This window comes from Mangrovibacterium marinum (genome assembly GCF_003046625.1).
In the GTDB taxonomy this organism is placed as follows: Bacteria; Bacteroidota; Bacteroidia; order Bacteroidales; family Prolixibacteraceae; genus Mangrovibacterium; species Mangrovibacterium marinum.
The window spans coordinates 153,842-176,625 of the sequence record NZ_QAAD01000005.1; the positions used below are offsets into that span (position 1 = coordinate 153,842).

A 22,784-nucleotide genomic window follows, 5' to 3' on the forward strand; every position below is an offset into this window, starting at 1 on the left:
TAGGGTATAATCTAGTTCGTTAAGTTGTCATTCATATGCTAATTGTTTTCCGGGTCAATATCCATTTGATTTCCTTCCATTAATTCAGCAGGGAAGGTTTTCTTTGAATTAACTTTCAATGCTTTTAACTTTTCAGCCTGGCGAATGAGATTATCATTACCAGTTGCCAATTGTTTGGTAGCATCCTCATAGGCCGATTGAGCCTTACCAATACTATCTCCAACCTTTTTAAAGTTCTCGGCGAAACCAACAAACTTGTTGTATAATTTCTCACCACGTTCTACAATTGCCTGAGCATTTTTGCTCTGGTGGTCTCTGTCCCAAAGGTTGGAAATGAGTTTCAGCGCTGCAATCAGGTTTGTCGGACTGATTAGGATGATTCGCTTTTCGTAGGCGAAGCTCCATAAGTTCGGTTCTTCCTTCACGGCTACCATGTAAGCCGGTTCGTTGGGTATGAACATCATTACAAAGTCCAGGGACTTATCGAAATTCTCGTAGCCGCGCTTGCTCAAACCAACGATATGTTTCTTTACATCATGCACATGTTGCTTGATGTACTTGCTTTGTGTGTCGGCATCGTCAGCAGCTAAATAGTTGGTATAGGCTATTAACGATACTTTTGAGTCGATAATTACTTTACGCTGGTCGGGGTACTGAATAATGGCATCCGGGCGCATTTTCTTTCCATCTTCACCTATCAGGTAGTTGCCGTTATCGTCTTTGAGGTAATTTTCGAGGAAATATTCGCGGTCTTTGGTTAAGCCCGATTGTTCGAGAATGCTTTCCAAAATCATTTCTCCCCAGCCTCCCTGTGCTTTAGGGTCGGCTTTTAACGCTCGTGTGAGGTCGCTGGCTTCCTTACTCAATTTCTCATTCAAACCGACCAGCTCTTTCACTTTTTCACCCAGCGAGAACCGTTCTTTGGCTTCCTTATCGTACACCTCGTCCACTTTCTTTTTAAAGGAATCGAGGTTTTCACCCAGTGGTTTTAACAGGGCTTCTAAGTTGGATTTGTTCGTATTGGTAAACTTCTCAGTTTTCTCTTCCAGAATTTTATTGGCGATGATTTCAAAATCGCTGTTGAATTTTTTGCCGATTTCTTCAATCTCCTTTTTCTGGTTATCCAATTTTTCTTCCAAGGCTGAGTTGTTGGCAGAAAGGGTAGCTACTTTCTTATTGGCCTCGTTAAATTCAGTTGTTTTCTGCTCCAGTTGTTCTTCTGTTTTCGACAGCTTCAGGTTCAGCTTTTCAAGTTCTTTCGTGAGACCATCTTTTTCGATAGTTGCCTGTGCTAATCTGGTGTCAGCATCTGTTTTCTGCTGTTTGGTTGTCTCCAATGTTTCAGTGGCTCGCGTAAAGTCCTGCTTTGCCTTTGTTTCGTTTTTGACTGCCGTAGCCAATTCCGTTTCTAAAGTAGCTAATTGGCCTGTAAACACTCTTAGCTGTTCTTCCTTCTTTTCGATGCTTTTATTAGCCTTGTTTAGTTCACCATCGAGCCGAGTGCTTTTATCGGTTTCGGCCAATAATTTTGATGATGCCTCGTTAAAATCGGTCTGTAATTTTTCAAATACCGATTTTTGAATAGAAGAAGTACCAAATTTTTGTTTGGCTATTAACCAGCCAATTAGCCCGCCAATGATTAATCCTATTCCGATAAAAGCGATTTCCATGTTTATTGTCGTGTTAGATGATTGTTTTCACATATTTCGCCAGCTTTTTGCCCTTGCTGAGTTCGGTTGCATACGATTTGTTGATGCCTGATGCTTCGATGATTTCGGCTGCTGTAAATCCTGCTGCATCAATCTGGCTGGCATATTTAATCTCGAATAAATGTATCATGGTTACCTGCTCTTTGCCGGGGGCGTTGTGATACATATCTGCTAATATTTCTCCGAATTGTTTTGCTGTCATCGTCTTAGTTTGTTGTTATTGTTTCCCAATCCCGCACATCAATTTTACCGGTTACGGCTTCTGAAATCAGGGATTGACGATAGAGTTTGAGTTTTTCGACGGATTGTTCAAGTTTGTACATAAGCAAATTATAGCCCATTTCTTTTTCCTTTATAAAGGAATTAATACTTAGCTGTTCTTCTTGGGGAGGCAGCAGGAATAAGCAAGTACGTACATCTTCTTTATTAATCTTAGGTTGGGCTGCAGATATAGCTTTTATTTTGAATTGTGAACTTAGGTAATCAGAAATCATTGCATTGTACGCGTATTCGTTATTGAGTTGCTCTTTGAATTTTAATAAAAACATATTTGGAGCTAAAGATGCTTTTCCGACATTGCGTGGCATCAACCATGCTAAACCTGAATACGCACCAACATTTGCCAATAGAACTTCTCCTCCAAATAATTCGGATTTTGACAAATAATTATGTGATTCTTCACTAATATAAACACCTTTATTAGTTAGGTCTTCTCTTAAATCAGTTAGGCGAATTAATCTTGAATATCCTTCCTCAAGATAGGTTACGTTTTTAGCTAAATCACCAAAAGAACCATTTGCGGTGTAGTCGGTTAGAATGTCAATTACATATCTAAAATTCACCACCTCCCAATGAGCCGGAATCTTTCCTAGCCACTCAACTCCACTGTCTTTCATGGAAGCATTGGGATTTAATCCTTTGGTTACGGCCTCGTTAATAATGGCCTGGCGTTGCCTTTTGAGCTTTTCAATCAGTTGCTCTTTTTTCTCAATAAGCGCATCGATTTGAGCGGTTTTGTGGTCGAGAAAGGTGGCGATGGCGGTTTGTTCTGAAAGAGAAGGAACCGGAACCTTCAGATTATTTACAAATTCTGAATTTGCCCGAGGCATTTTGGCTCCGTATGTAGATGAATTAACTACCTCAATAAAGTTTGGCGACAATAATAATTTATGGAAAAAATGATTGCTATTACTTTCATTACACTTGAATACAAGAAATTCAGTTGAACAAATGCCTTCTGTTTGAGCAAGAAATACTTTTGCTAAGTATGGTCTTAATTTTCCAAAAAGGATATCTCCTTCTGTGAAATAATTGGCTAATCCCTCTGCTTCAGAATCCGTGGCGATATACCTACCTGTACCTGATTCTATATTTTCCATTCCAATATATGTCAGTTTAGAATCTTGACTCGAGACCTTCTCGTTCTTTAAACTAACCTCATATTTGAGTTTATTTAATCCCCAGTGTTCAGGAATCTCCTTTAACCAATCAATTCCACTGTCCTTATATTTCTCGTATCGTTTCATTACGCCAGTAAGTCTTTTAAAAGGTCAACAATTCCTTTTTCTTCTGTTGCATTATTGCCGTAGTTAATTTCGTCTTCAGAAACTTGATTATTTAAAAGGACGGCTGTTGTATTTCCATATTCAAGCTTTCTAATCTCATCAGCAATTTTTTCGGAGCTTTCCAAACCTTTATACTGGTAGAAATACTTGGTGAAGTTTATCTCGTAACCAATGCGGGTTTTGTCGATGTCAATCCACGCATCGGGTACATGGGGCAGTACTTCGGCTTTAAAGTAGTCGTCAATATCAGCCGTTAAAGGCACGTTTTCCTTGTCGCGTTTTTTGCTGTCGGGTTTCGGGTTATCATTTCTATCGGTTTGCACGCGGCCTCTTTTGTCGCGCAGTGGTTGTTCGATGGTTAGCTGGTAGTAACCAAAGTGGTCGTTGTCGAATATTTTGCAGTATTCGCCTTCCTCGAACCGCTCATACAGTTCGGTAATTTGTGCGATATACTGGTCTTCGATTTGGTTTCGCTTGTTGCCCAAACTCTTTTTCATTGGATTGGCAAAAATATGCTCCACTTTTTTACTGCCGTTGGTGCCTTTTTCGATGTTGGCCGCTGCATTAATCAACTGCACTTTTCCTTTGCGTCTGGCCTCTTTTTTATTGGTAATAAACCAAATGTAGGTATTAATGCCCGTGTTGTAGAAAAGGTCTTTTGGCAGTGCGACAATGCATTCGAGCCAGTCGTTTTCGATAATCCACTTGCGAATTTCGCTTTCACCGCTTCCGGCATCGCCTGTAAACAGGGGCGAGCCATTGGTAACTACCCCGATGCGGCTGCCTTCTCGTTCCATTTTCGAAATCATGTGTTGCAGGAACAAGAGCTGGCCGTCGCTGGTGCGTGGTAGTCCGGCATAGAAACGCCCCGCAGGGTTTAAGGCTTCGTTGCGGATAAATTTCTCGTCCTTCTTCCAGGTTACACCATAAGGAGGATTCGCCATCATGTAGTGGAAGTGCTTGCCTACGAAATGGTCTTCGGTGAAGGAGTTCCCGTGTTTGATGTTGTTGGCATCTTCACCGGTAATCAAAGCCTCCGATTTGGCAATGGCAAAGGATTGCTCGTTAATTTCCTGCCCGTAGGTTTTAATCACCGGTTTATGGTCGCTGTTACCAAACAGGGCGTCTTCGATGTATTTTTTACCCAGGTTTACCATACCACCGGTACCACAAGCTGGGTCGTAAATGGTACGAATGATTCCGGGCTGGCTGAGTTCGGCAATTTCTGGTGCAAAAATGATGGCGTTCATCAAGGCAATTACATCGCGTGGGGTAAAGTGTTCCCCGGCAGTTTCGTTGCTTTGTTCGTTCGATATACGGATGAGTTCTTCAAACACATAACCCATGCCATGATTGTCAATCTTGTCGGTATTTAGGTTTACCCGACAGATGGCATCAATCATTTCATAGAGCAGCTTGTTTTTAATCAAGCGAGCAACGATTTTATCGAATTGGAAATTGTCGAGGATATCGCGTACATCAGGGTTAAAACCATTCAGGTAGTTATTGAAGTTAATCTCGATGTTGCGCGGGTCGTCTTTCAACGAATTGAGTGTGTGCTTCGAGGTATTGTAAAATTTTAAACCTCCGGCAGCTTTACGCAAAATGGGGTCGAGTTTATCCTCAGCTACTTTATCGTGAAAGTTGTTATACGCATCGCGAACCTTTTGGTTCATGGGTTCCAGGATGCAATCGAGGCGGCGAATTACCACAAAGGGGAGGAGTACGTCGCCGATTTCATTTTTCTTGAAAGCATTCCACAGAACATCGTTGGTGATTTGCCAGATGAAGCCTACTTCGACTTTATTATTGTTATTTATTTCGTTGCTCATATTGTGTTTTTATTTTCTCTTTTTATTGACACTACAAAGATAGTTTTTATGTGTGCAGTGGAGGTGCATAGGTTAATTTAAAAGTCGGTTCTTAATCGACTTATCTTTATTACAGTCTCCAAAAATCATTGCATGTTCACTATCACCTTGATTCTGAATGTATTTAACTGCATTCGTACAATGGTGCTTTATTTGTTCAATTCCATTTGACGCAGAAGTATAGTGAGTGTCTCCACTATTGTTAATATTATCAAAAACACGGTATATGTGAATATCATTGACTCCACGTACTTTTTCACAATTGTCTCCTCTAAATATGCAGAATCCCTTGTCTGTCCATCCGTTGATATAATTAGAAATTATTCTTCGTTTATGGGTTGTATCAGCAAATACCATTTCAATATTAATTGTGTAGGGTCGAAGACGGGTAACTTCAGCTTTTAAAATCCCAAACTTCTTTATCCACCAAGCTCTGCTGTTTTTGTTGCCCTTTGGGGCAATAACTGTTATATGATAATCTACTTTAATATTATCTGGTAGAAATGCATCAATTAGTCGAGTGACATTTGTAAGCCCACAGTTGATTCCATTGTCTTCATTTTCGAAAAAATAGTCGTCGGACACTATTAGTGAATTTGAAACAGGTAAATCAATTGAAATTAACGATTTCCAGCCTCCTGGTATATGTTGATTTTGCTCTAACTCTTTAAAGAAACCACCCGTGAAAAACGTATCATTCAAATTTTTAGATGAGAAAACGGCTATGCCGAAATCTTTAGCTATTTTATCAGCATCATCTGGTTCAAAGTCAAAAATAAAAGCATCCCGAGGGTGATTTAGAATGTCTGGAATGTTCTCCTTTAATGCACGAAATTGCCCATCTAAGGCTTTGGGGACGACAGCCCCTGCATTCGCATTTTGGAACAAGAAAATAGGACTTTCAGGATTCATGAGCTCGTCATTTAGCTCATCGTCCGACATATTTAGGAGGACTTGTGTTTGATTGGTAAATATTTTCTTCCAGTTCGGATAATCGTCAAACAAACAAATGTCTTCGAATATTTCTCTTTCACAATAAACATTAAACATATCTATTTCTTTTGACGATTTATTTTTAGAATTTCCATCGTTGAATTAGACGCGACATCGTAAAACCCCTCTGCAAAATTTCTGTCGAACTTACCTTCTTTTGTGTATTTCATCTCGTAAGGACCTTCCGATACATGGAAATAGTAAACTTTAAATGGATTTGGATTTAGCTCTTGATTACTAAACAAATCCCTTTTTAGTCCTATAACTTGGGTGCGTCTGATTATATTATCTGAATGTGTTTCGATGATGAATTTTATACCGTACTCGTCATTAATCTCAAAAAAGAAATCTGCCAATTCGCATTGTAAGGCAGGATGCAGATTTAACTCAGGTTCTTCAACTATCAGGTTAATGCCTTTGGTTTCTGCTCTGTACAGACGGAGCATGGTTGCTATTTTGAAAAATAGCTGCATTAATTGAAGTGAGCCCATTCCCATATCTGCCAAATGTGTTTCAACCTCCCCATTTTTTATGAAGCACTCGTAAGCTTCGCCTGAAATGAAATTAATGTCGAATGTATCGCCGATTTCAAAGCGTTTCATCCATTTCTCTACAAAGAGATATTCAGGTTGACCTTTCTGTATTTTTAATTGGTAAAATTGGTGTATTGCCTGTCCTAAAGCATTCTGTTTATCGCGTAAGTAGAACAGCGCTGACTGTTTGGATGGATTTGCCCCTAAGTAGAATACTTTTTTGGTATTCAATAGATTGACGAATCTTGAAATTGACCTTTTAATGTTTTGTCTCTCTGCATCAATGCCATTAATCTGCTCAAATTGCTCGTTTTCTTCATCTGATAAAGCGGTAGAATCACCTCTTTTCCCGATATAATAAACACGTAGGTCGTGATTACGGGAAAGAAAATCACTTACCATTTCTTCCAGGGGACTTTCTTCGGTTGATGCGATTGAAAAGTCCTTTATTGGGTATTCCAAACTATATTCAGTGTTAGATTTTTCTTCAACTTGCTCTGAAACCTGACTTTCAAGTTCTTTAAGTTTTTGTGTTTGTGAATTTATCTGATTGATAATGGTTAATCCTTCTCTTGACGTTTTGCTTACGCTATTCAATTCTTTTTTCAGATAATTGATTCTTTCAACCAATTCACTTGTTAAGACTTTAATATGAAAGAATTTTTCATTTTTCATTTTTAGCTTATCAAGCTTTTTAAGTTGTTTTATTTGTTGTTCAATTTTCTCAATTACCTGACTTTTTTCAACTTTGAGTCGATATTGTTTTTCAATCTCATGTTGAATTTCCTTCAGATTGTTCTTTTGGGCGTCGATACTTAACCTTAAATCATTTATTTCGTCTTCAGTATATGATGCATCTTCAACCTTGCCATTTTCCATGTTATGCAGAGCCATCGAACGCAGTTCAATAACATTCGTTAAAAGACTTCTTTTGGATTCAAGATCTTTTATCTTATTAGTTGCCAGCTCATGTTCGTTTAATTTTTGCTTTTGATATTCAATGTTTTGGAGCAATTCCTCTTGTAGGTTGTCAATCACAAATGAATCATTGGTTATTTGTGATTGTTTTGCGATGCGAACAAATTCTGAAACATGGTCGATTAAAAACTCTGTTGCGTTTTGTGCATCTGCTACTTTTAGGGTATGGACATTGGCAAAAGTATAGTCAATACCTTCTTCTGGCCATAACGAGATTTCAATAATGAAATCTTCAATTTCAAAGTGGAAATCAATTAATGGTGATTCAGATTCTTGACATAGTGCTCTTTCGTAGGTTACAATATTTGCATCGTTCAATGCTTCACCGGCGAACGAAAATGTGTCTTTTTGTTGGTTTCTAAGGTAATCGAATACCAGCAATAGTGCTTTAACTAAAGTTGATTTTCCAGAATTGTTTTTACCAACCATGAGGGTTATTTCACCTAACTCCAACGGTTCAAGTTTGACGAACCGCCTAAAGTTTTTGAATCCTATATTTTTCATCTTGCAAGGTTAATAATGACTTGTGCAGTGTTTATACACAGGTCGAGTATTTTTGATTTAGTGCTTTTATTCTGTTTGCCATGGCTGTTCTAAGAGCCTCTGGCTCCAATACTTCAATTTTCTCACCGAAAGAAAAAATAGTAGATTCCAATTCGTAATTCAATTGAAGATGTAATACAATTCGAGTTTCTTCCTCATCCTTTTTTATTTTCTGTGAACCATGAATGGGCTTTGAAGTGATGTAAGGCAACAGGTCATCATCTGCCTTTAAAACTATCTTTTGTGGTTCTTGTGTATCATCTACCGATACTCCAATAACGTCGTCGAAGTAGTCTGAGAAGTCGATTTTTGTATTCGTGATATATTTTGTTTTGCTTTCGCTGATTTCTTGAATGCGGTCGAGCGCTATGTTAGTGATGTTTCCGTATTCGTTATTCAACCCAAATAAAAACCAACGGTTGTTGTACTGTTTTAAATGGTAGGGATGAACTTCAAATAATAACTCCTTGTCTGTTTTAAATGGCTTGTAGGTTATTAGCAATACCTTTTTGCCTGCAATGGCGTTGTAGATATCGCCAATATACTCACGCCCTGTTAAAAACGGATTTTCTTCGAAGCTCAGAATGTTATCATCTGTTTTCAGATTGAAGGTTTGCTCTAGGCGGGCTGTTATTTCCTCTACCCAATCAAATTGAGGCATTCCTTTAAAACGGGAAAGTGTTAATAAGGATTCCTTTAATTGTTGGGCTTCCTGCTCGTTTAAAGGTTGACTATTGATTGAAAAATTTAGATCGGTATAGCGGTAGAACGCTTTTCGACCATCTTTAAAGGATTCGACTGGAGCATCAAAACCTTTTGAATCCTGCATGAATTTTATGTCCTCGTATATCTGACGACGTTTCACCCCTGATGAATTAGGATCAATATCTAACAAAGCTTCATTACATGCTTCAATTAAATCTTCCATGTAGTATTTTCGACCCGGATTGCGAAAGCATCTATCTAAAGCTTGGTATCGTATAGTCGCGTTTTTGTTGGTTGACACGTTTTCTTTTATTTATTGCTCAGATTTTGCTCTACAAATTGCAGGGCTTTCATTGCTGTTTCTTCATTTTTAATCAGTTCATATACCTGACCAGCCAACCATAAAGTCAGTAATTCGCTTTCAGTAACCTGAAAAAGTTCAGCCAGTTTAATGACTTGTTCTCGTTTCGCACGCCGTTCGCCCCGCTCAATTTTACTGTACATGGGCGTGTCAATTTCCAATTCAGCAGCCAGTTGGCGTTGGAGTAGAGCTTTCTTTTCGCGTAGTTCTTTAATCCGCTTCTCCAAAAACATGATGGTTGTATTTATGGACTTGTCAGATTTTGGCTAATTTACTAAAGTAAAGCTAAACATAGAAAAGAAATAATTCGGAGTTATCAACAGAAAGAGTGGGGGATTTGCAGGATATATGCGATTTCTGGGGTCATCAATCAAACATACCAATGTCAGTGAGAAATAAGCATCTATAACATCTGATAACAAGCTATAAAACAGAAAAACCGGGTTGATTTCCCGGTTTTTCAACAAATAAGCTACGTAAACTTAATGTCTGCGGCTTTCGCCAGTAATTGTAATAAACGTGCACATTTCTCTGAGTCGATCAACAATGTGCAACCCATAAAACTTACTCAAAGATTCCAGATTGTAGTTTGACGTAAAGAAAGTTATTCCTCCAGATTCATATCTGATTGGCAAAAGTTCTGCGAAAGGTCTGATATCTTTACCATAAACTTTTATTTCATCTGCTTCCTTGCCCAAATCATCAATAAAAAGAGGTTTCTTTCTCAAGTCTTGAATCGGATTCCCATCTCTGCTAACTAACTCAACATAGTCAGTAGCACTGAGTATTCTGACATTTTTAGAATACTCTTCTTGATTGAAAATCATCAAAAAAGCCTTCATGAGTAATGTTTTACCGGCACCGATACTGCCCATGAAAAAGAGTCCCTTATTGAGATCGTATAAGCATGTTTCGTTACAGGTTGCATATAAGTACAGTTGCTTGATCAAATCTTCGTTTTTGGGCGATAATTCAAACCTTCGAGAAATGCCTCTTGAAAAAAGTAATTGATTGCCATTTCTGACGAGTCTAGAGCAAAATTGATCGTAGCTCACTTTGATAAAAGGTCTACGTCCTGCTATGTTTGTTCTGTCGAATAAAGGGTTTTTATGGTTTTGTTCCATAATATTAGAAATCTGAATCATGGCTTAAGAATTTAGACGGTTTATTTGATTGTTTTTTTTGCGCAAAATCTGGGCATCGTTGAATCCATTTTTTGCCTGCGGCTTTCCAGTCGACCATAGGATTATGGCCAATTTTCCACCCCTGCGAAGTGTAGTGATTAAAGAATTTTTCAGCTTCATCCTTTGAACTTTTTGATTCATTAAAGAAAGAAATAACTTCATCAGGGGCGGGCGGGATTGAATCATACTCTCCTTTGTTGACCTTGTTTTGTTTGTTATTCTTGTTATTAGTGTTGGTCTTATGCATGCCTGTCGATTGTTTGTTGTTGGTCTGTTGATTGCTGTTTTGATAATATTCGTAATTATTAATTGTAATAATGGAGGTTAGCTTGCTGTTTTGTTGTGTAATCTTTCCTTCTTTTTCAAGCTCGTTAAAGAAGCGTTTTACTTTATCTCTCGACCAATCCCATCTGCCTGCCAGTTTTAGCATTGACCACCCCAATTGACCACGTTTGACATCAATTTTACTTCCTCTTACCCGGATAAAACCATCGGAATAATTTGCCAAAACGAGTAAATCGACCCATGCTTGCCCCCTTGTAAATGTTTCTGTAAGCCACAGTGGGGATTGTGCTAGTGAACGGTAAAGACAAATCCACCCTGATTCAATATTTATGCTTTTCCTTGCTGACATTTTGGATTTTTTAAGTTCATATTCATATTATAGGTAGCAGCGGCGCGACTAATATCTTCTTTCGAGAATCCTCTATTAGCTAAAAGCCAATCTTCCAGTTCTCGCCTGTCGAAATAGAGTTTCCCGGCTTGTTTGTAATGCGGGATCTCACCCTCCGATGTTTTTTTGTAAATGGTACGTTCCGCGAGATTCGTGAATTTTGCTGCCTCTTGGATCGTGAATACACGTTTTTGATTGGATAACATTGATTCAATGCTATCCAATTTTTCTGATAGTGAATTAAAATCTATCATTTTATTGATTTTAAAAATTAATAAAATGATCATGCATGACCTCAAATTTGTTAACGATACAAACATAAGGTAAGGAAACGGTGTACAGTAGGGAATGTGGGGATGTGAAATATTCCCTGCTTGAGAATCAATTCGTTATAGGTTATTTTGTTTGATTAGAGCTATGGTGTTCTCAATCATTTTTTTGTATTTGATATCGTATTTCTTTAATCTGTCGTAGATTATACTTATTCCGTCTTGAAATGTATCACTCCTTTCTGCTTCATCATTTGCCTCTTCTAGTGTATAAAAGGGAGAGTGTATTTGGATATCAAGTTCTCTAAGCTGTTCACTTATTATAATACTTCTTTTTCGCTTTGAATCAAGAGGTATAATCTCCATGAGAATGCCAATTGTTTCTGATAAAAAATCTAGACAAAATCGGTTCTGCAAGTTTGCTATTTCAGCTTCCAAATCGCGAATAAGCATAGGTCTTTTTTGTGCATAAGGACTTTTGATAAAACCTTGATATGTCTTTGTTAAGTTTCTCCAAGATTGTCTTTCCTCTTGATTAGTATATACCTTTGTGTAGAGTAAATAAATCGCAATAATATCGAGTGTTTCTTCATCTAATCCAGTTTTTCTTAATAGGTCAAGGTTGTTTCCCAGTAATTCAATTGGTTTTCCCAGTGACTTAACGATCTGAAACATACGAATTGAACGCTCTTCAAAGCTTTTGCCTGAGAATGATTTCTCATAGTCTTTAGCATCTAGGTCTTCAATTCTTTTTAGTCTGTAGTATTTGTTCTGTTTTAATGAATGTTCAACTTCTTTTGGGCCATTAGTTGTGCTCATATTTCAATATCTGGTAATAAATTAACTGCTTCTCTCTTTTTCTGGTCAACAATCTTAGCATAAACCATCGTAGTTTTTATTTCGCTATGTCCAAGTAGTTCGGATACCGTAAAAATATCTACTCCGGCATTTAGCAAAAGAATAGCATGCGTGTGTCTGGCACAATGAAAGGTTATTTTTTTGGGGATACCGGCACTAACGACCCAATTTAAGAGGGTAGCATTATGCCAGCCAGAGTACTTAAGCCCCGTGAAAACCCGTTCATGAGGTTTTCCTCGTTCTCCCAAATATTCCAAAGCACTTTCTTTGATCGGTAAATATTCCTGGCGCTTCACCTTCTTTTGCTTAAATACAATCTTGTGCCCCTTATCATCTTTTTGCACCTCCGACCAAGTTAATTTTTCAATATCACTCCATCGGATTCCGGTTAAGCAGGAAAATAAAAAGGCACGCTTTAAAACTGGTATTGAGCACTCTGTGTTTTTTAAGGCTTGTAGCTCATCAATTGTTAAGTGCTGTTTTTCTACATCGTCCGGCTTTACAGACGGTATATATTCAGCATAATTCTCATGGATGAGCTTCAAACGATGCGCTTCTTTAATCGAAGTTTTAAATTTCAGGAAGTAAGAAGATTGGCTGTTTTGCGATAGGGATTTGTCTGATTTAGTTCGCGCTTTATTGACCAGGTAATGTTTAAAACCCTCACAAAACTCAGTATCAATATCCTTAAACGTGATGTTATCGCCTTTGTATTTGATTATGTGTTGCAGCGTACTATTCCAATTCCCTGCATTTCCATTCGTGTCGGCTTTTTTTCGGGCATCCACCAACTTTTGAAAAAAAGCAATGAAAGAAGCATCCAGATTGATCGTTTTCGGAAGATGGAATTTGTTTTCACGTAATCCGAGTAGGCGTTGTGCCTTGATATCTTCAGCCAAAGCCAATGTCCGCTTATTCTCTGATTTGTTTTTGGGATCAAGGTAGAGTTGTAAATATTCCTTCGTCCTTTTACCATCTATAACAATGTCAAGAAATAAGCTTTTTTTTCCACTAGCCAATTCCTTTTCCCTAATTGTAATTTTAGCCATATGTAGCAATTTACAGTTACTAATGATTTTTGTCCCTCGCTGTCCCTCGATCGATTTGGGGGACAGTACAGGGACAAATATAGGGTAAAAATAAGGAAAAGGGACAGTAAAACGAACAATTTTTAAATCCTTGAAAAATCGCTAAAAGGCCCTATTTGTAAGGGTTGTGTAATAATAATGTAAAAGAAAAATCGGATGATCATTTTCCGATACAGAAATTCTTAAAGATATGTCCCAGCACTTCGTCGTTAGATATTTCACCGGTGATTTCACCCAGGTAGTGCAGGCATTCGCGGATATCCTGAGCCAGGAAGTCGCCGCTGATGCCGTCGTGCAAGCCATCGATTACTCGATTGACGGCTTCCAGGGCTTGTGTCAGCGCTTCATAGTGGCGGATGTTCGACACAATTACGTCGGCACCTTCGGCCTGTTGCAGGTTGGCGCTTTCTTTGAGTAAATCAACCAGGCTATCCAGGTTTTGCTGCTGTTTGGCTGAGATGAAAACGATGTTTTCCTGGTCGCCAAGATTGATAGAGCCGAGCATTTCAGCAATTTTCTCACGACCGGCTACATCGGCTTTATTCCCAACAATAATCAGCTCCTGATCTGTGATGCGCTTACGAATTTTTTCAATTCGCTCGCTAATCAGGGCAATTGGATTGGTCAGATCGGTAACCAGCAGCACAATTTCGGCTTGCTCTAATTTGTTGTAGCTGCGTTCGATGCCCAGGTTTTCAATTTGGTCGGTTGTTTCGCGAATGCCGGCCGTGTCGAAGAAGCGGAAAGCAGTTCCGTCGAGGTTAATTACATCTTCGATTACATCGCGCGTAGTGCCGTGAATATCCGACACAATTGCTTTTTCTTCCTGTAACAAAGCGTTGAGCAAAGTAGATTTACCGACATTGGTTTCGCCTACAATGGCAACCGGAACGCCGTTTTTTAGTACATTCCCCAGTTTAAAGGACTTTGCTAATTTACTGAGCAATTGTTGGATATCGCTTGTTAATTGAATTAATTGTTTTCGATCGGCAAATTCCACATCTTCCTCGCTAAAATCGAGTTCCAGTTCAACCATGGCAATAAAATGTAATAGCTGCCCGCGCAGTTTGCTGATTTCTTTTGAGAAACCACCGCGCATTTGTTTCAACGCCATTTTGTGGTTGGCGGCATTGCTCGAGGCAATTAAGTCGGCTACGGCTTCAGCCTGAGAAAGATCCATCTTTCCATTCAGAAAAGCCCGTTGTGTGAACTCGCCGGGCTTTGCCATCCGCGCTCCATGTTTGATCAAAAGCTGCAAAATACGTTGTTGAATGTAGACCGAGCCGTGACAACCAATTTCGACAATATCTTCGCCGGTGAAAGAGTGGGGGGCGCGAAATAGCGAAATCACCACTTCATCAATAATTTCGACACCTTCGCTGATGGTGCCGTAGTGAAGTGTGTTGGCTTTCTGATCAACCAGCTTTTTCGATTTGTTGACCGATTGGAACACCTCGTCTGCAATTTTCACCGCATCGTCACCTGAAAGTCGAATAGTTGCAATAGCCCCCATTCCGGGAGAAGTTGCGATAGCACATATTGTAGCCTGGTCGAGCATAATTCATTTTTTTTGCAAAAGTATGGAAATCTTTAAAGAATCGCGAATGTAGAATTTCACAGGATTCGATGCGATTAGAAATTGCTGAATCATTAAAACTTTTCAGTCAAAGATTCTAATCGTTTTGCTTGATCCGACGGGCATTTCAGAAAAAAAAGGTTGAAGTTGACACTGCAAATAATCAAAGCACTATATTTGTTGCGCAAATGAATATTGGGATGCAGGAGTGATGAAAAATGACTTATTCAAAGCAAATTTCGTTCATTCGGCAAGAAAGAAAACCAATAAAAATAAATTTTACACACATGAAATTACTTGAAGGTAAAACAGCTATTGTAACCGGTGCGTCACGTGGTATCGGTAAAGCTATCGCTCTGAAATTTGCGGAAGAAGGCTGCAATATTGCATTCACCGACTTGTTTGAAAATGAAGCAATGAAAGAAACTGAAGCTGAATTGGCCGCTTTGGGTGTTCAGGCAAAAGGATATGCTTCAAATGCTGCTGATTTTGCAGCCACTGACGAAGTTGTTAACAAGATTGTTGAAGACTTTGGTCGTGTAGATGCCTTGGTAAACAATGCCGGTATTACAAAAGATACTTTGTTGATGCGTATGACCGAAGAACAATGGGATGCAGTCATCAACGTAAACCTGAAATCGGTTTTCAACTTTACAAAAGCCGTACAAAAAACGATGTTGAAACAGCGCAGTGGTTCAATTGTGAACCTGAGTTCAGTTGTTGGTGTTAGCGGTAATGCTGGTCAATCAAACTACTCGGCTTCAAAAGCAGGTATTTTGGGTTTCACAAAATCTGTTGCTAAAGAGTTGGGCTCGCGTGGTATTCGCAGCAACGCAATTGCTCCGGGATTCATTATTACTGAAATGACCGGCGCTATTCCGGAAGATGCCCGTAAAGCCTGGGAAGCCAACATCCCGATGAAACGCGGTGGTACTCCCGAAGAAGTTGCCAAAGTAGCGTTGTTCCTGGCTTCTGACTTGTCCTCGTACGTGAGTGGACAAACCATCAACGTTTGTGGTGCGATGAACACTTAATGTAAGATATACGATATAATGAAAAGCCGGATTGATGTTCAATCCGGCTTTTTTCTTACTTTTACTTTCAAACCATCAAACAACAATTTATGTCTTCGGTGCTATTTGCAGGACTAAGCACAATTGATATTCAATATTTTGTTCCCGGCTTTCCCTCGTCGAATCAAAAAGTGAAATGTAAACCTCCCGATCTTTTAGTTGGAGGACCTGCATTGAACGCTGCTGTTGCGTATGCTTTTCTCGCCGGAGAGGCCAACCTGTTAAGTGCTGTCGGTCATAGCCCTTTCAATCCATTAATTCAGCAAGACCTTCAGGAGCACGCTGTTCATTTGATCGATTTTATTGTAGCAAAAAGTACAAATCCGGTGTTGGCAACAGTTATTACCAGCGCAAATGGAGACCGATCAATCTTATCTCATCATCCGGAGGATCATTCGTTCTTCCTGGATGTACAAGCTCTCTTCGACCAGCTGCAACCGGAGCTTGTGCTGGTGGATGGTTTTTACCCTCAGATGACATTGCGTGTGTGCGAAGAGGCGACTGCCAGAAATATTCCCGTTGTTTTTGACGGTGGAAGTTGGAAGCCTCATTTGGAATCGTTGCTTCCTTTTTTTGACCTGATTATTTGCTCTGCTGATTTTCGTCCTCCGGGCTGTAATTCGTCCGGCGATGTTATCCGTTTCTTTCACCAGCATCAAAAGTCTGAAGTTGCCATCAGCCGGGGAGCAGATTCAATTTTGTGCGCCGGTCAAGGCCACATCTGCGAAATTGCTGTTGAAAAACTGAAGATAAAAGACAGCTTGGGAGCCGGCGATTTTTTGCATGGCGCATTTTGCTATTACTGGCTTAAAAACCGAAATTTTGAGTCGGCGCTTCGGCTTGCAAGTTCTTTTGCGAGCCAAACCTGCCGGTACGAGGGAACCAGAAAATGTTTTGCCGAATTGAAAAAAGAGCAATTCATTTAAAAAAAAGTCATAATTTGTATAAAAATACGCTTTACCTGTATGAATAATAGAAGCATTGCTTTTCAATTAAGCTTATATATTGTTGTGATTGTAACAATTACGGTTGGTGTAATTGTATATCTGAATTACAACTACAGTAAACGTATTTTAATTGAGAAAATCGAGGAAAATGCGATCAATAAGTCGGTAGAAGTTCAGAACAAAATATCGTTTTATGTGGTTTCAACGCAGGAAATCACACGAAATGCCAGTCACCAAATCCTGTTTTATTCGCAGCAGAAAAGCCTCGAAGATTTTCTGGGAAATGTTTTGAGAGATAATCCGATTCTTTCCGGATTCCGGGTTGAATTTGCGCAGGCAGGCCAACAGCGGTATTTGAGTTTATTCAACAAGGCCGGCACTGTCGAGATCTTTCATTCGCCCGAATATTGTAATTTTCCCAATTATAATTCGATTAAAGGATTTGTATCGAAACAAACCGACGGGCTGTGGTCGACCCCGTTTTACTGTCCGTTGGACACTACTTTGCTGGTTGCAAGCTATACCTGCCCAATTCACCAGGAAGACGGCACGGTGGTAGGCTATCTGTCTACGCAAATCAATCTCAATTTCTTAAATCAAATCAACTCGAATTTAAAAATTGATGAAGGAGCGATGTCTTTCATCTTAGGTGAGGACGGTACATTCCTGGCCCATCCGGATTCTTCGATGATTATGAATAAGAACATCTACGAGTTGTCCGAAAAAATTCTTTCTCCTTCGCAAAGGCTCGATTATGAGGCGTTGATGCGTGCGCATCAACAAGGATCCGGCTTTGCCCGTCCCGAGGCCCTGAACTATGAGAAAGCGTGGTTTCATTTTGCTCCTGTCCCGAAAACCTACTGGACAGTGCTGATTGTTATTCCTGCGCGGCAGCTGTTTTCTGAACTCGACGGTTTATTCCGAAATGTTGTCATTATTTCGTTAGTCTGCCTGATTGTAATCATTGGGATCATCTTTTTATTATTCCGGCGGATGTTGTCGCCTTTAGCAGCCATTGCCAAATCTATTAAGCGGGTAAGTTCCGGCGAATTACTGGTTACGACTCAGAAGAACGAAATTGATCTGCTGTCGTCCAGCTTGCACGATTTACAACAGAATTACAGCAAGCATCTGAACGAACAAACGCAGAGTAAAAAGGACAAGCGCAAGATTGAAAAAGATTTAAAATCAGCCAAAGAGATACAAACAGCTATCATCCCGACTGAGTTTATAAAAGATCCCCGGCGTCCCGAAATTGATTTGTACGCGATACTCGATCCGGCTGAGTCGATCGGGGGTGATTTGTACGATTATTTTTATGTCGACTCCAATCATTTGCTATTCACGATGGGCGATGTTTCCGGGAAAGGCATTCCTGCCGCCCTTTTTATGGCTGTTGCACATACGCTGATTAAAGGAAAATCGAAGGGGCTGAAAGCAAGTCAGATCGTAGAAAAAGTAAATGATGAATTAAGCCTTCAAAACTCGAATCAGCATTTCTTGACCTTATTTCTGGGGATACTGGATGTTGAAACGGGCGAGTTGAGTTACTGTAATGCTGCGCACAATTATCCGTATGTTATCACCAGAGGTGGCAAGGTTCATGCGCTGGACAAAACGCACGGATTACCAATTGGTGTTTATTCATCCAAATCGTATGGCGGCGATACCGGAATATTGAAAGCCGGAGATCGTCTGGTACTCTATACGGATGGTGTAACCGATTGTCGGAACGAGCAGGATGAATTGTTTGGCATTGAGAATCTCCGAAATTGTATTGCTGATATGCCAGACTTACCGGCAAAAGCGTCAACTCAATACATTCTGGATTGTTTAAGAGCATTTAAAGGCAATGCTGCCCAGTCCGATGATATTAGTCTGATGATTATCGATTATAAAAGAAGCTAGTGTTAGCCTGTGTTTTGCGGTCAATTGTTTTCGGAATTGAAAAACAGAAATACTATCACTATGAATGATTTGAAAACACCTCTATTTGTGATTGTTAGTGTAATTGTCGGTATCTTGCTTGCTGTCTTTATCCTGAAAAAATTGAAGGCAATGGCGCGGAATGATGCTTACGAACGTGTGTGGCAGAAACTTTTAGGTCGGTTGGGGATACCACTTGGTCTGTTAATAATTTTAAGTATTGCATCGGTCGGATTTCCCCAAGGACTGCTGGAGTATAGCTTTGTCGATCTTCACATCCTGCAGTCGATATCATTTAATATTGTTATTTGTTGGATCTTGATTGTTTTGATTAAAAGCTTTCGCATGATGACCATGGCCAAATACGATATTAGCGCTGTCAATAACCTGAAAGCCCGTAAGATACAAACGCAGCTGGTTGTTATAGAACGGATTCTGATTATTGTGGTGCTGCTGTTTGCCTTTGCAGTATCGCTCTTGAGCTTTCCCCGGATTCGACAGGTTGGTATGAGTTTACTGGCTAGTGCGGGTATTGCCGGTATCATTATTGGTTTTGCAGCTCAACGTAGTATTGCCCTGTTTTTGGCGGGCATTCAGATTGCATTTACGCAGCCAATCCGGCTCGACGATGTGGTGATTGTGGAAGGAGAGTGGGGCTGGATTGAAGAGATAACCCTGACCTATGTGGTTGTGCGAATTTGGGATAAACGACGGTTGATTGTGCCAATTACTTATTTTATTGACAAGCCCTTCCAAAACTGGACAAGAACTACTGCCGAAATTTTGGGCACCGTTTTTATCTATGTCGATTATGGCTTTCCTGTGGATGCCATGCGCGAGGAGCTAACGCGTATTTTGGAGCGGACTCCGGAGTGGGACGGTCAGGTGAATGTGTTGCAGGTAACCGACTCAAAGGAAATGACCATGGAGATTCGCGCTTTGATGAGTGCTGCAAATTCTCCCGCGGCCTGGGATCTTCGCGTTAAGGTAAGGGAAGAGTTGATTCGTTTTGTGCAGGAAAAATATCCGCAACACCTTCCGCGTACCCGGGTTGTTTTACCGGATAGTACGTCTCCTGGCAAGAGATAATAGCCGGAAATAGCCAATTGTAATCTGCGATAGCGTTCTTTATGGGCTATTGGTGTTTCCGTAAAACAAAAAAGCCGGCATAAACCGGCTCTTTTATTTTACTAAAGGGAAACTTATACATTTTCTTTGGTACCCAGAATCTTAACCGTGATCTTTTCATTCTTCTTGTCGAAGCCGATTGAGATGGTGTCACCTTCGGTAATCGAGGCTTTAATAATGACTTCCGCCATTTCGTCCTCCAGGTATTTTTGTATTGCCCGCTTCAATGGTCTCGCTCCGTATTGGGAATCATAGCCTTTTTCGGCGATAAATTCTTTAGCCGGTTTCGATATTTTTAGCTTGTAGTTCAGCGAGGCCACTCGTTCATATAGTCCTTTCAGTTCGATGTCGATAATCTTGAAGATATCTTCCTTGGATAGCGTATTGAACATGATTACGTCATCGATCCGGTTCAGAAACTCAGGAGCAAAAGCTCGTTTCAATGCTTTTTCAATCACATACCGGGCATGATCGGTTTCTTCAGCAGCTGTTTTAGGAGTCGAGAATCCGATGCCGGTACCGAACTCTTTCAGTTGCCGTGAGCCAATGTTCGAGGTCATGATGATGATGGTATTCTTGAAATCGATATTTCGGCCCAGGCTATCGGTCAGGCGCCCTTCGTCCAACACTTGCAGCATTAGGTGAAATACATCGGGATGCGCTTTTTCAATTTCATCGAGCAGGATGACTGAATAAGGTTTGCGTCGCACTTTCTCGGTCAGCTGGCCACCTTCCTCGTAGCCAATGTATCCCGGAGGCGCTCCAACCAGGCGCGAAACGGCGAATTTTTCCATATATTCACTCATGTCGATGCGAATCAGCGAGTCGACACTATCGAACAAGTATTTCGCGATAACTTTGGCTAACTGTGTTTTCCCAACACCGGTTGGTCCCAGGAAAATGAATGTCCCGATTGGCTTATTGGGGTCTTTCAGTCCTGCGCGGTTGCGCTGAATGGCTTTCACAATCTTTTTAATCGCTTCATCCTGGCCAACAACCGATCCTTTCAGTTTCTCGCCCATGTTCATCAGGCGTTTGCCTTCGGCCTGAGCAATACGCTGTACCGGAACCCCGGACATCATGGCGACAACCTCGGCAACTTTCTCTTCCGAAACTTCTTCGCGATGACTCAGTAGCTCTTTTTCCCAAGACTCTTTTTCCTGATCGAGCAATTGGATCAGATTTTTTTCCTTGTCGCGGAATGATGCCGCGAGTTCAAAGTTTTGGCTTTTTACCGCTTTGATTTTCTCCTCGCGCGTGGTTTCTATTTTTTGCTCCAGCTTTACAATTCGATCCGGAACATTGATATTTGAAATATGCACCCGCGATCCGGATTCGTCCAATGCATCAATTGCTTTATCGGGCAAAAAGCGGTCGGTAATATAGCGCGAAGTCAGTTTTACGCAGGCTTCAATAGCCTCGGAGGTGTATACCACGTTGTGGTGATCTTCGTAGCGCTCTTTAATGTTATTTAAAATCTGGATTGTCTCGTCAACGGAAGTAGGTTCAACCATCACCTTCTGGAACCGACGCTCCAGGGCACCATCTTTTTCAATTTGCTGGCGATATTCGTCCAGGGTTGTTGCACCAATACATTGTACTTCGCCCCGAGCCAATGCGGGTTTCAGCATATTGGCTGCATCAAGCGATCCGGTAGCACCTCCTGCACCAACAATGGTGTGAATTTCGTCAATAAACAAAATTACATTGCTAACCTTCGAAAGCTCATTCAAAATCGCTTTCATACGTTCCTCGAATTGCCCGCGGTATTTGGTTCCTGCAACGATTGACGCAATATCCAGGCTTACAACGCGTTTGTCAAACAAAACCCGCGACACTTTTTTCTGTACAATACGAAGGGCAAGTCCTTCGGCAATAGCGGATTTACCGACACCGGGTTCACCTATCAGAATCGGGTTGTTTTTTTTACGTCGGGACAGGATCTGTGCCAATCGCTCAATCTCTTTGTCGCGACCAACAATGGGATCCAGGTTATTTTCTTCGGCAGCCTTGGTGATGTCAATCCCAAAGTTGTCCAAAACAGGTGTTTCGGACTTGGCATTGCCCGGTTTTTTATGCATCCCCGGGTTCGAGGAGGAGGATTTTGAAAACGGATCGTCGGTTTCTTCATCTTCCTCATCTCCGAAATCCGATTTTGCCTGCGGTTCTTTGTAGTCTTCCAGTCTCGATTTGAGAATATAATAGTTGATATGATATTCGCTCAAAATCATGGAGATCTGACTATCCTTATCTTTTAAAATTGCAAGCAGTAAATGTCCGGTGTTGATTGTCTGGCTGTTTAAAGCCCGGGCTTCCAGGTAAACCAGCTTTAAAGCCTTTTCTGCCGATTTTAAGAGCTGCACCGAAGCCTGAGGATCAATTTCTTTGTCTGTTCGTAGTTCGCTTTCAACAGCTATTTTGATCTCTGATAAATTAACGCCTAATGTTGTTAAAATGTCAATAGCAACTCCTTCGCCATCTCTTAAAATTCCCAGAAAAATATGCTCCAGCCCAATCTGTTCGTTTCCTAAGCGAATCGCCTCTTCGCGACTGTAGGAAAGTACATCCTTTATACGTGGAGAAAATTGAGAATCCATATCTATTAAGTTAAAGTAATTAACGGTTTTTTCTGTAACAATGCTAAATCTGAAAGGTTGTTTCAGATGATTTGTAAAAATAGCATTTCTCAGTTTAAAAATAGGCAAAAGGTAGGTTCTGGAAGTGTTCGACTTATTGATTTTTTAAACATCTGCCTGTTGAAATTTAATTTCGATTCGCCGGGGAAAAAGCCTTCCGGGACTGCC

General features: G+C 40.4%; 19 protein-coding genes. 4 read left to right on the forward strand and 15 right to left on the reverse strand.

Annotated elements, in window-relative coordinates; all coding sequences use genetic code 11:
* Positions 1-38: 38 nt before the first annotated feature.
* The 14 genes from C8N47_RS06410 to mnmE all read right to left on the reverse strand — a co-directional run bounded on the left by C8N47_RS06410 (position 39) and on the right by mnmE (position 14,888).
* Positions 39-1,670 (reverse strand): DNA recombination protein RmuC, encoded by a 1,632-nt coding sequence (locus tag C8N47_RS06410; protein ID WP_107821710.1) that lies wholly within the window; start codon positions 1,668-1,670, stop codon positions 39-41.
* A gap of 13 nt (positions 1,671-1,683) precedes the next feature.
* Positions 1,684-1,911, reverse strand: coding sequence for an HTH-like domain-containing protein (locus C8N47_RS06415; RefSeq protein WP_170111309.1), 228 nt, complete (start codon positions 1,909-1,911; stop codon positions 1,684-1,686).
* Positions 1,912-1,915: 4 nt separating this feature from the next.
* Positions 1,916-3,235, reverse strand: coding sequence for a restriction endonuclease subunit S (locus tag C8N47_RS06420; protein WP_107821711.1), 1,320 nt, complete (start codon positions 3,233-3,235; stop codon positions 1,916-1,918).
* The gene (locus tag C8N47_RS06425) at positions 3,235-5,106 is read right to left on the reverse strand and encodes a type I restriction-modification system subunit M (protein WP_107821712.1); all 1,872 of its coding nucleotides are present in this window, start codon (positions 5,104-5,106) and stop codon (positions 3,235-3,237) included. The genes C8N47_RS06420 and C8N47_RS06425 overlap by 1 nt, the downstream gene beginning before the upstream one ends.
* A gap of 72 nt (positions 5,107-5,178) precedes the next feature.
* The gene (locus C8N47_RS06430) at positions 5,179-6,195 is read right to left on the reverse strand and encodes a hypothetical protein (RefSeq protein ID WP_107821713.1); all 1,017 of its coding nucleotides are present in this window, start codon (positions 6,193-6,195) and stop codon (positions 5,179-5,181) included.
* Between the two features lie 2 nt (positions 6,196-6,197).
* Entirely contained in the window at positions 6,198-8,153 is a 1,956-nt protein-coding gene (locus tag C8N47_RS06435; RefSeq protein ID WP_107821714.1) for an AAA family ATPase, read from the reverse strand.
* 31 nt (positions 8,154-8,184) lie between these two features.
* Positions 8,185-9,120 carry a helix-turn-helix transcriptional regulator gene (locus tag C8N47_RS06440; RefSeq protein ID WP_211316065.1) on the reverse strand — a complete coding sequence of 312 codons (936 nt, stop codon included), beginning with the start codon at positions 9,118-9,120 and terminating at the stop codon, positions 8,185-8,187.
* Positions 9,121-9,206: 86 nt separating this feature from the next.
* Complete coding sequence (locus C8N47_RS06445) at positions 9,207-9,491, reverse strand: helix-turn-helix domain-containing protein (protein WP_107821716.1); 285 nt, start codon at positions 9,489-9,491, stop codon at positions 9,207-9,209.
* Between the two features lie 249 nt (positions 9,492-9,740).
* Complete coding sequence (locus C8N47_RS06450) at positions 9,741-10,403, reverse strand: P-loop NTPase family protein (RefSeq protein ID WP_107821717.1); 663 nt, start codon at positions 10,401-10,403, stop codon at positions 9,741-9,743.
* Positions 10,387-11,076: a hypothetical protein gene (locus C8N47_RS06455; protein ID WP_146161446.1), complete on the reverse strand. Its 690-nt coding sequence runs from the start codon at positions 11,074-11,076 to the stop codon at positions 10,387-10,389. Before C8N47_RS06455 ends, C8N47_RS06450 begins: the two co-directional genes overlap by 17 nt.
* On the reverse strand, positions 11,055-11,369 hold the full coding sequence (locus tag C8N47_RS06460; protein ID WP_170111310.1) for a helix-turn-helix domain-containing protein: 315 nt from the start codon (positions 11,367-11,369) through the stop codon (positions 11,055-11,057). Before C8N47_RS06460 ends, C8N47_RS06455 begins: the two co-directional genes overlap by 22 nt.
* Before the next feature lie 135 nt (positions 11,370-11,504).
* Positions 11,505-12,203, reverse strand: a complete 699-nt coding sequence (locus tag C8N47_RS06465) for a hypothetical protein (RefSeq protein ID WP_107821720.1) — start codon at positions 12,201-12,203, stop codon at positions 11,505-11,507.
* Positions 12,200-13,291, reverse strand: a complete 1,092-nt coding sequence (locus tag C8N47_RS06470) for a site-specific integrase (RefSeq protein ID WP_107821721.1) — start codon at positions 13,289-13,291, stop codon at positions 12,200-12,202. Before C8N47_RS06470 ends, C8N47_RS06465 begins: the two co-directional genes overlap by 4 nt.
* 199 nt (positions 13,292-13,490) lie before the next feature.
* Positions 13,491-14,888, reverse strand: coding sequence for a tRNA uridine-5-carboxymethylaminomethyl(34) synthesis GTPase MnmE (mnmE, locus tag C8N47_RS06475; RefSeq protein WP_107821722.1), 1,398 nt, complete (start codon positions 14,886-14,888; stop codon positions 13,491-13,493).
* Positions 14,889-15,193: 305 nt separating this feature from the next.
* On the opposite strand from mnmE, the gene fabG reads away from it, so the two are divergent.
* From fabG to C8N47_RS06495, 4 genes are all read left to right on the forward strand, one after another.
* Positions 15,194-15,940: a 3-oxoacyl-[acyl-carrier-protein] reductase gene (fabG, locus tag C8N47_RS06480; protein WP_107821723.1), complete on the forward strand. Its 747-nt coding sequence runs from the start codon at positions 15,194-15,196 to the stop codon at positions 15,938-15,940.
* An 89-nt stretch (positions 15,941-16,029) separates the two neighbouring features.
* Positions 16,030-16,905 carry a PfkB family carbohydrate kinase gene (locus tag C8N47_RS06485; protein WP_107821724.1) on the forward strand — a complete coding sequence of 292 codons (876 nt, stop codon included), beginning with the start codon at positions 16,030-16,032 and terminating at the stop codon, positions 16,903-16,905.
* Between the two features lie 39 nt (positions 16,906-16,944).
* Complete coding sequence (locus tag C8N47_RS06490; RefSeq protein ID WP_107821725.1) at positions 16,945-18,834, forward strand: SpoIIE family protein phosphatase; 1,890 nt, start codon at positions 16,945-16,947, stop codon at positions 18,832-18,834.
* A 60-nt stretch (positions 18,835-18,894) separates the two neighbouring features.
* The gene (locus C8N47_RS06495) at positions 18,895-19,941 is read left to right on the forward strand and encodes a mechanosensitive ion channel family protein (protein WP_107821726.1); all 1,047 of its coding nucleotides are present in this window, start codon (positions 18,895-18,897) and stop codon (positions 19,939-19,941) included.
* A gap of 113 nt (positions 19,942-20,054) precedes the next feature.
* Here C8N47_RS06495 and C8N47_RS06500 read toward each other — a convergent pair whose 3' ends face one another.
* Positions 20,055-22,577: an ATP-dependent Clp protease ATP-binding subunit gene (locus C8N47_RS06500; RefSeq protein ID WP_107821727.1), complete on the reverse strand. Its 2,523-nt coding sequence runs from the start codon at positions 22,575-22,577 to the stop codon at positions 20,055-20,057.
* Between the last annotated feature and the right edge of the window lie 207 nt (positions 22,578-22,784).

Coding starts and splice junctions, on each gene's coding strand:
- mnmE (WP_107821722.1), bottom strand. CDS start 14,888: ATGCTCGACCAGGCTACAATATGTGCTATCGCAACTTCTCCCGGAATG.
- C8N47_RS06410 (WP_107821710.1), bottom strand. CDS start 1,670: ATGGAAATCGCTTTTATCGGAATAGGATTAATCATTGGCGGGCTAATT.
- C8N47_RS06455 (WP_146161446.1), bottom strand. CDS start 11,076: ATGTCAGCAAGGAAAAGCATAAATATTGAATCAGGGTGGATTTGTCTT.
- C8N47_RS06495 (WP_107821726.1), top strand. CDS start 18,895: ATGAATGATTTGAAAACACCTCTATTTGTGATTGTTAGTGTAATTGTC.
- C8N47_RS06460 (WP_170111310.1), bottom strand. CDS start 11,369: ATGATAGATTTTAATTCACTATCAGAAAAATTGGATAGCATTGAATCA.
- C8N47_RS06435 (WP_107821714.1), bottom strand. CDS start 8,153: ATGAAAAATATAGGATTCAAAAACTTTAGGCGGTTCGTCAAACTTGAA.
- C8N47_RS06465 (WP_107821720.1), bottom strand. CDS start 12,203: ATGAGCACAACTAATGGCCCAAAAGAAGTTGAACATTCATTAAAACAG.
- C8N47_RS06500 (WP_107821727.1), bottom strand. CDS start 22,577: ATGGATTCTCAATTTTCTCCACGTATAAAGGATGTACTTTCCTACAGT.
- C8N47_RS06445 (WP_107821716.1), bottom strand. CDS start 9,491: ATGTTTTTGGAGAAGCGGATTAAAGAACTACGCGAAAAGAAAGCTCTA.
- C8N47_RS06430 (WP_107821713.1), bottom strand. CDS start 6,195: ATGTTTAATGTTTATTGTGAAAGAGAAATATTCGAAGACATTTGTTTG.
- fabG (WP_107821723.1), top strand. CDS start 15,194: ATGAAATTACTTGAAGGTAAAACAGCTATTGTAACCGGTGCGTCACGT.
- C8N47_RS06485 (WP_107821724.1), top strand. CDS start 16,030: ATGTCTTCGGTGCTATTTGCAGGACTAAGCACAATTGATATTCAATAT.
- C8N47_RS06490 (WP_107821725.1), top strand. CDS start 16,945: ATGAATAATAGAAGCATTGCTTTTCAATTAAGCTTATATATTGTTGTG.
- C8N47_RS06415 (WP_170111309.1), bottom strand. CDS start 1,911: ATGACAGCAAAACAATTCGGAGAAATATTAGCAGATATGTATCACAAC.
- C8N47_RS06425 (WP_107821712.1), bottom strand. CDS start 5,106: ATGAGCAACGAAATAAATAACAATAATAAAGTCGAAGTAGGCTTCATC.
- C8N47_RS06450 (WP_107821717.1), bottom strand. CDS start 10,403: ATGATTCAGATTTCTAATATTATGGAACAAAACCATAAAAACCCTTTA.
- C8N47_RS06420 (WP_107821711.1), bottom strand. CDS start 3,235: ATGAAACGATACGAGAAATATAAGGACAGTGGAATTGATTGGTTAAAG.
- C8N47_RS06470 (WP_107821721.1), bottom strand. CDS start 13,291: ATGGCTAAAATTACAATTAGGGAAAAGGAATTGGCTAGTGGAAAAAAA.
- C8N47_RS06440 (WP_211316065.1), bottom strand. CDS start 9,120: ATGGAAGATTTAATTGAAGCATGTAATGAAGCTTTGTTAGATATTGAT.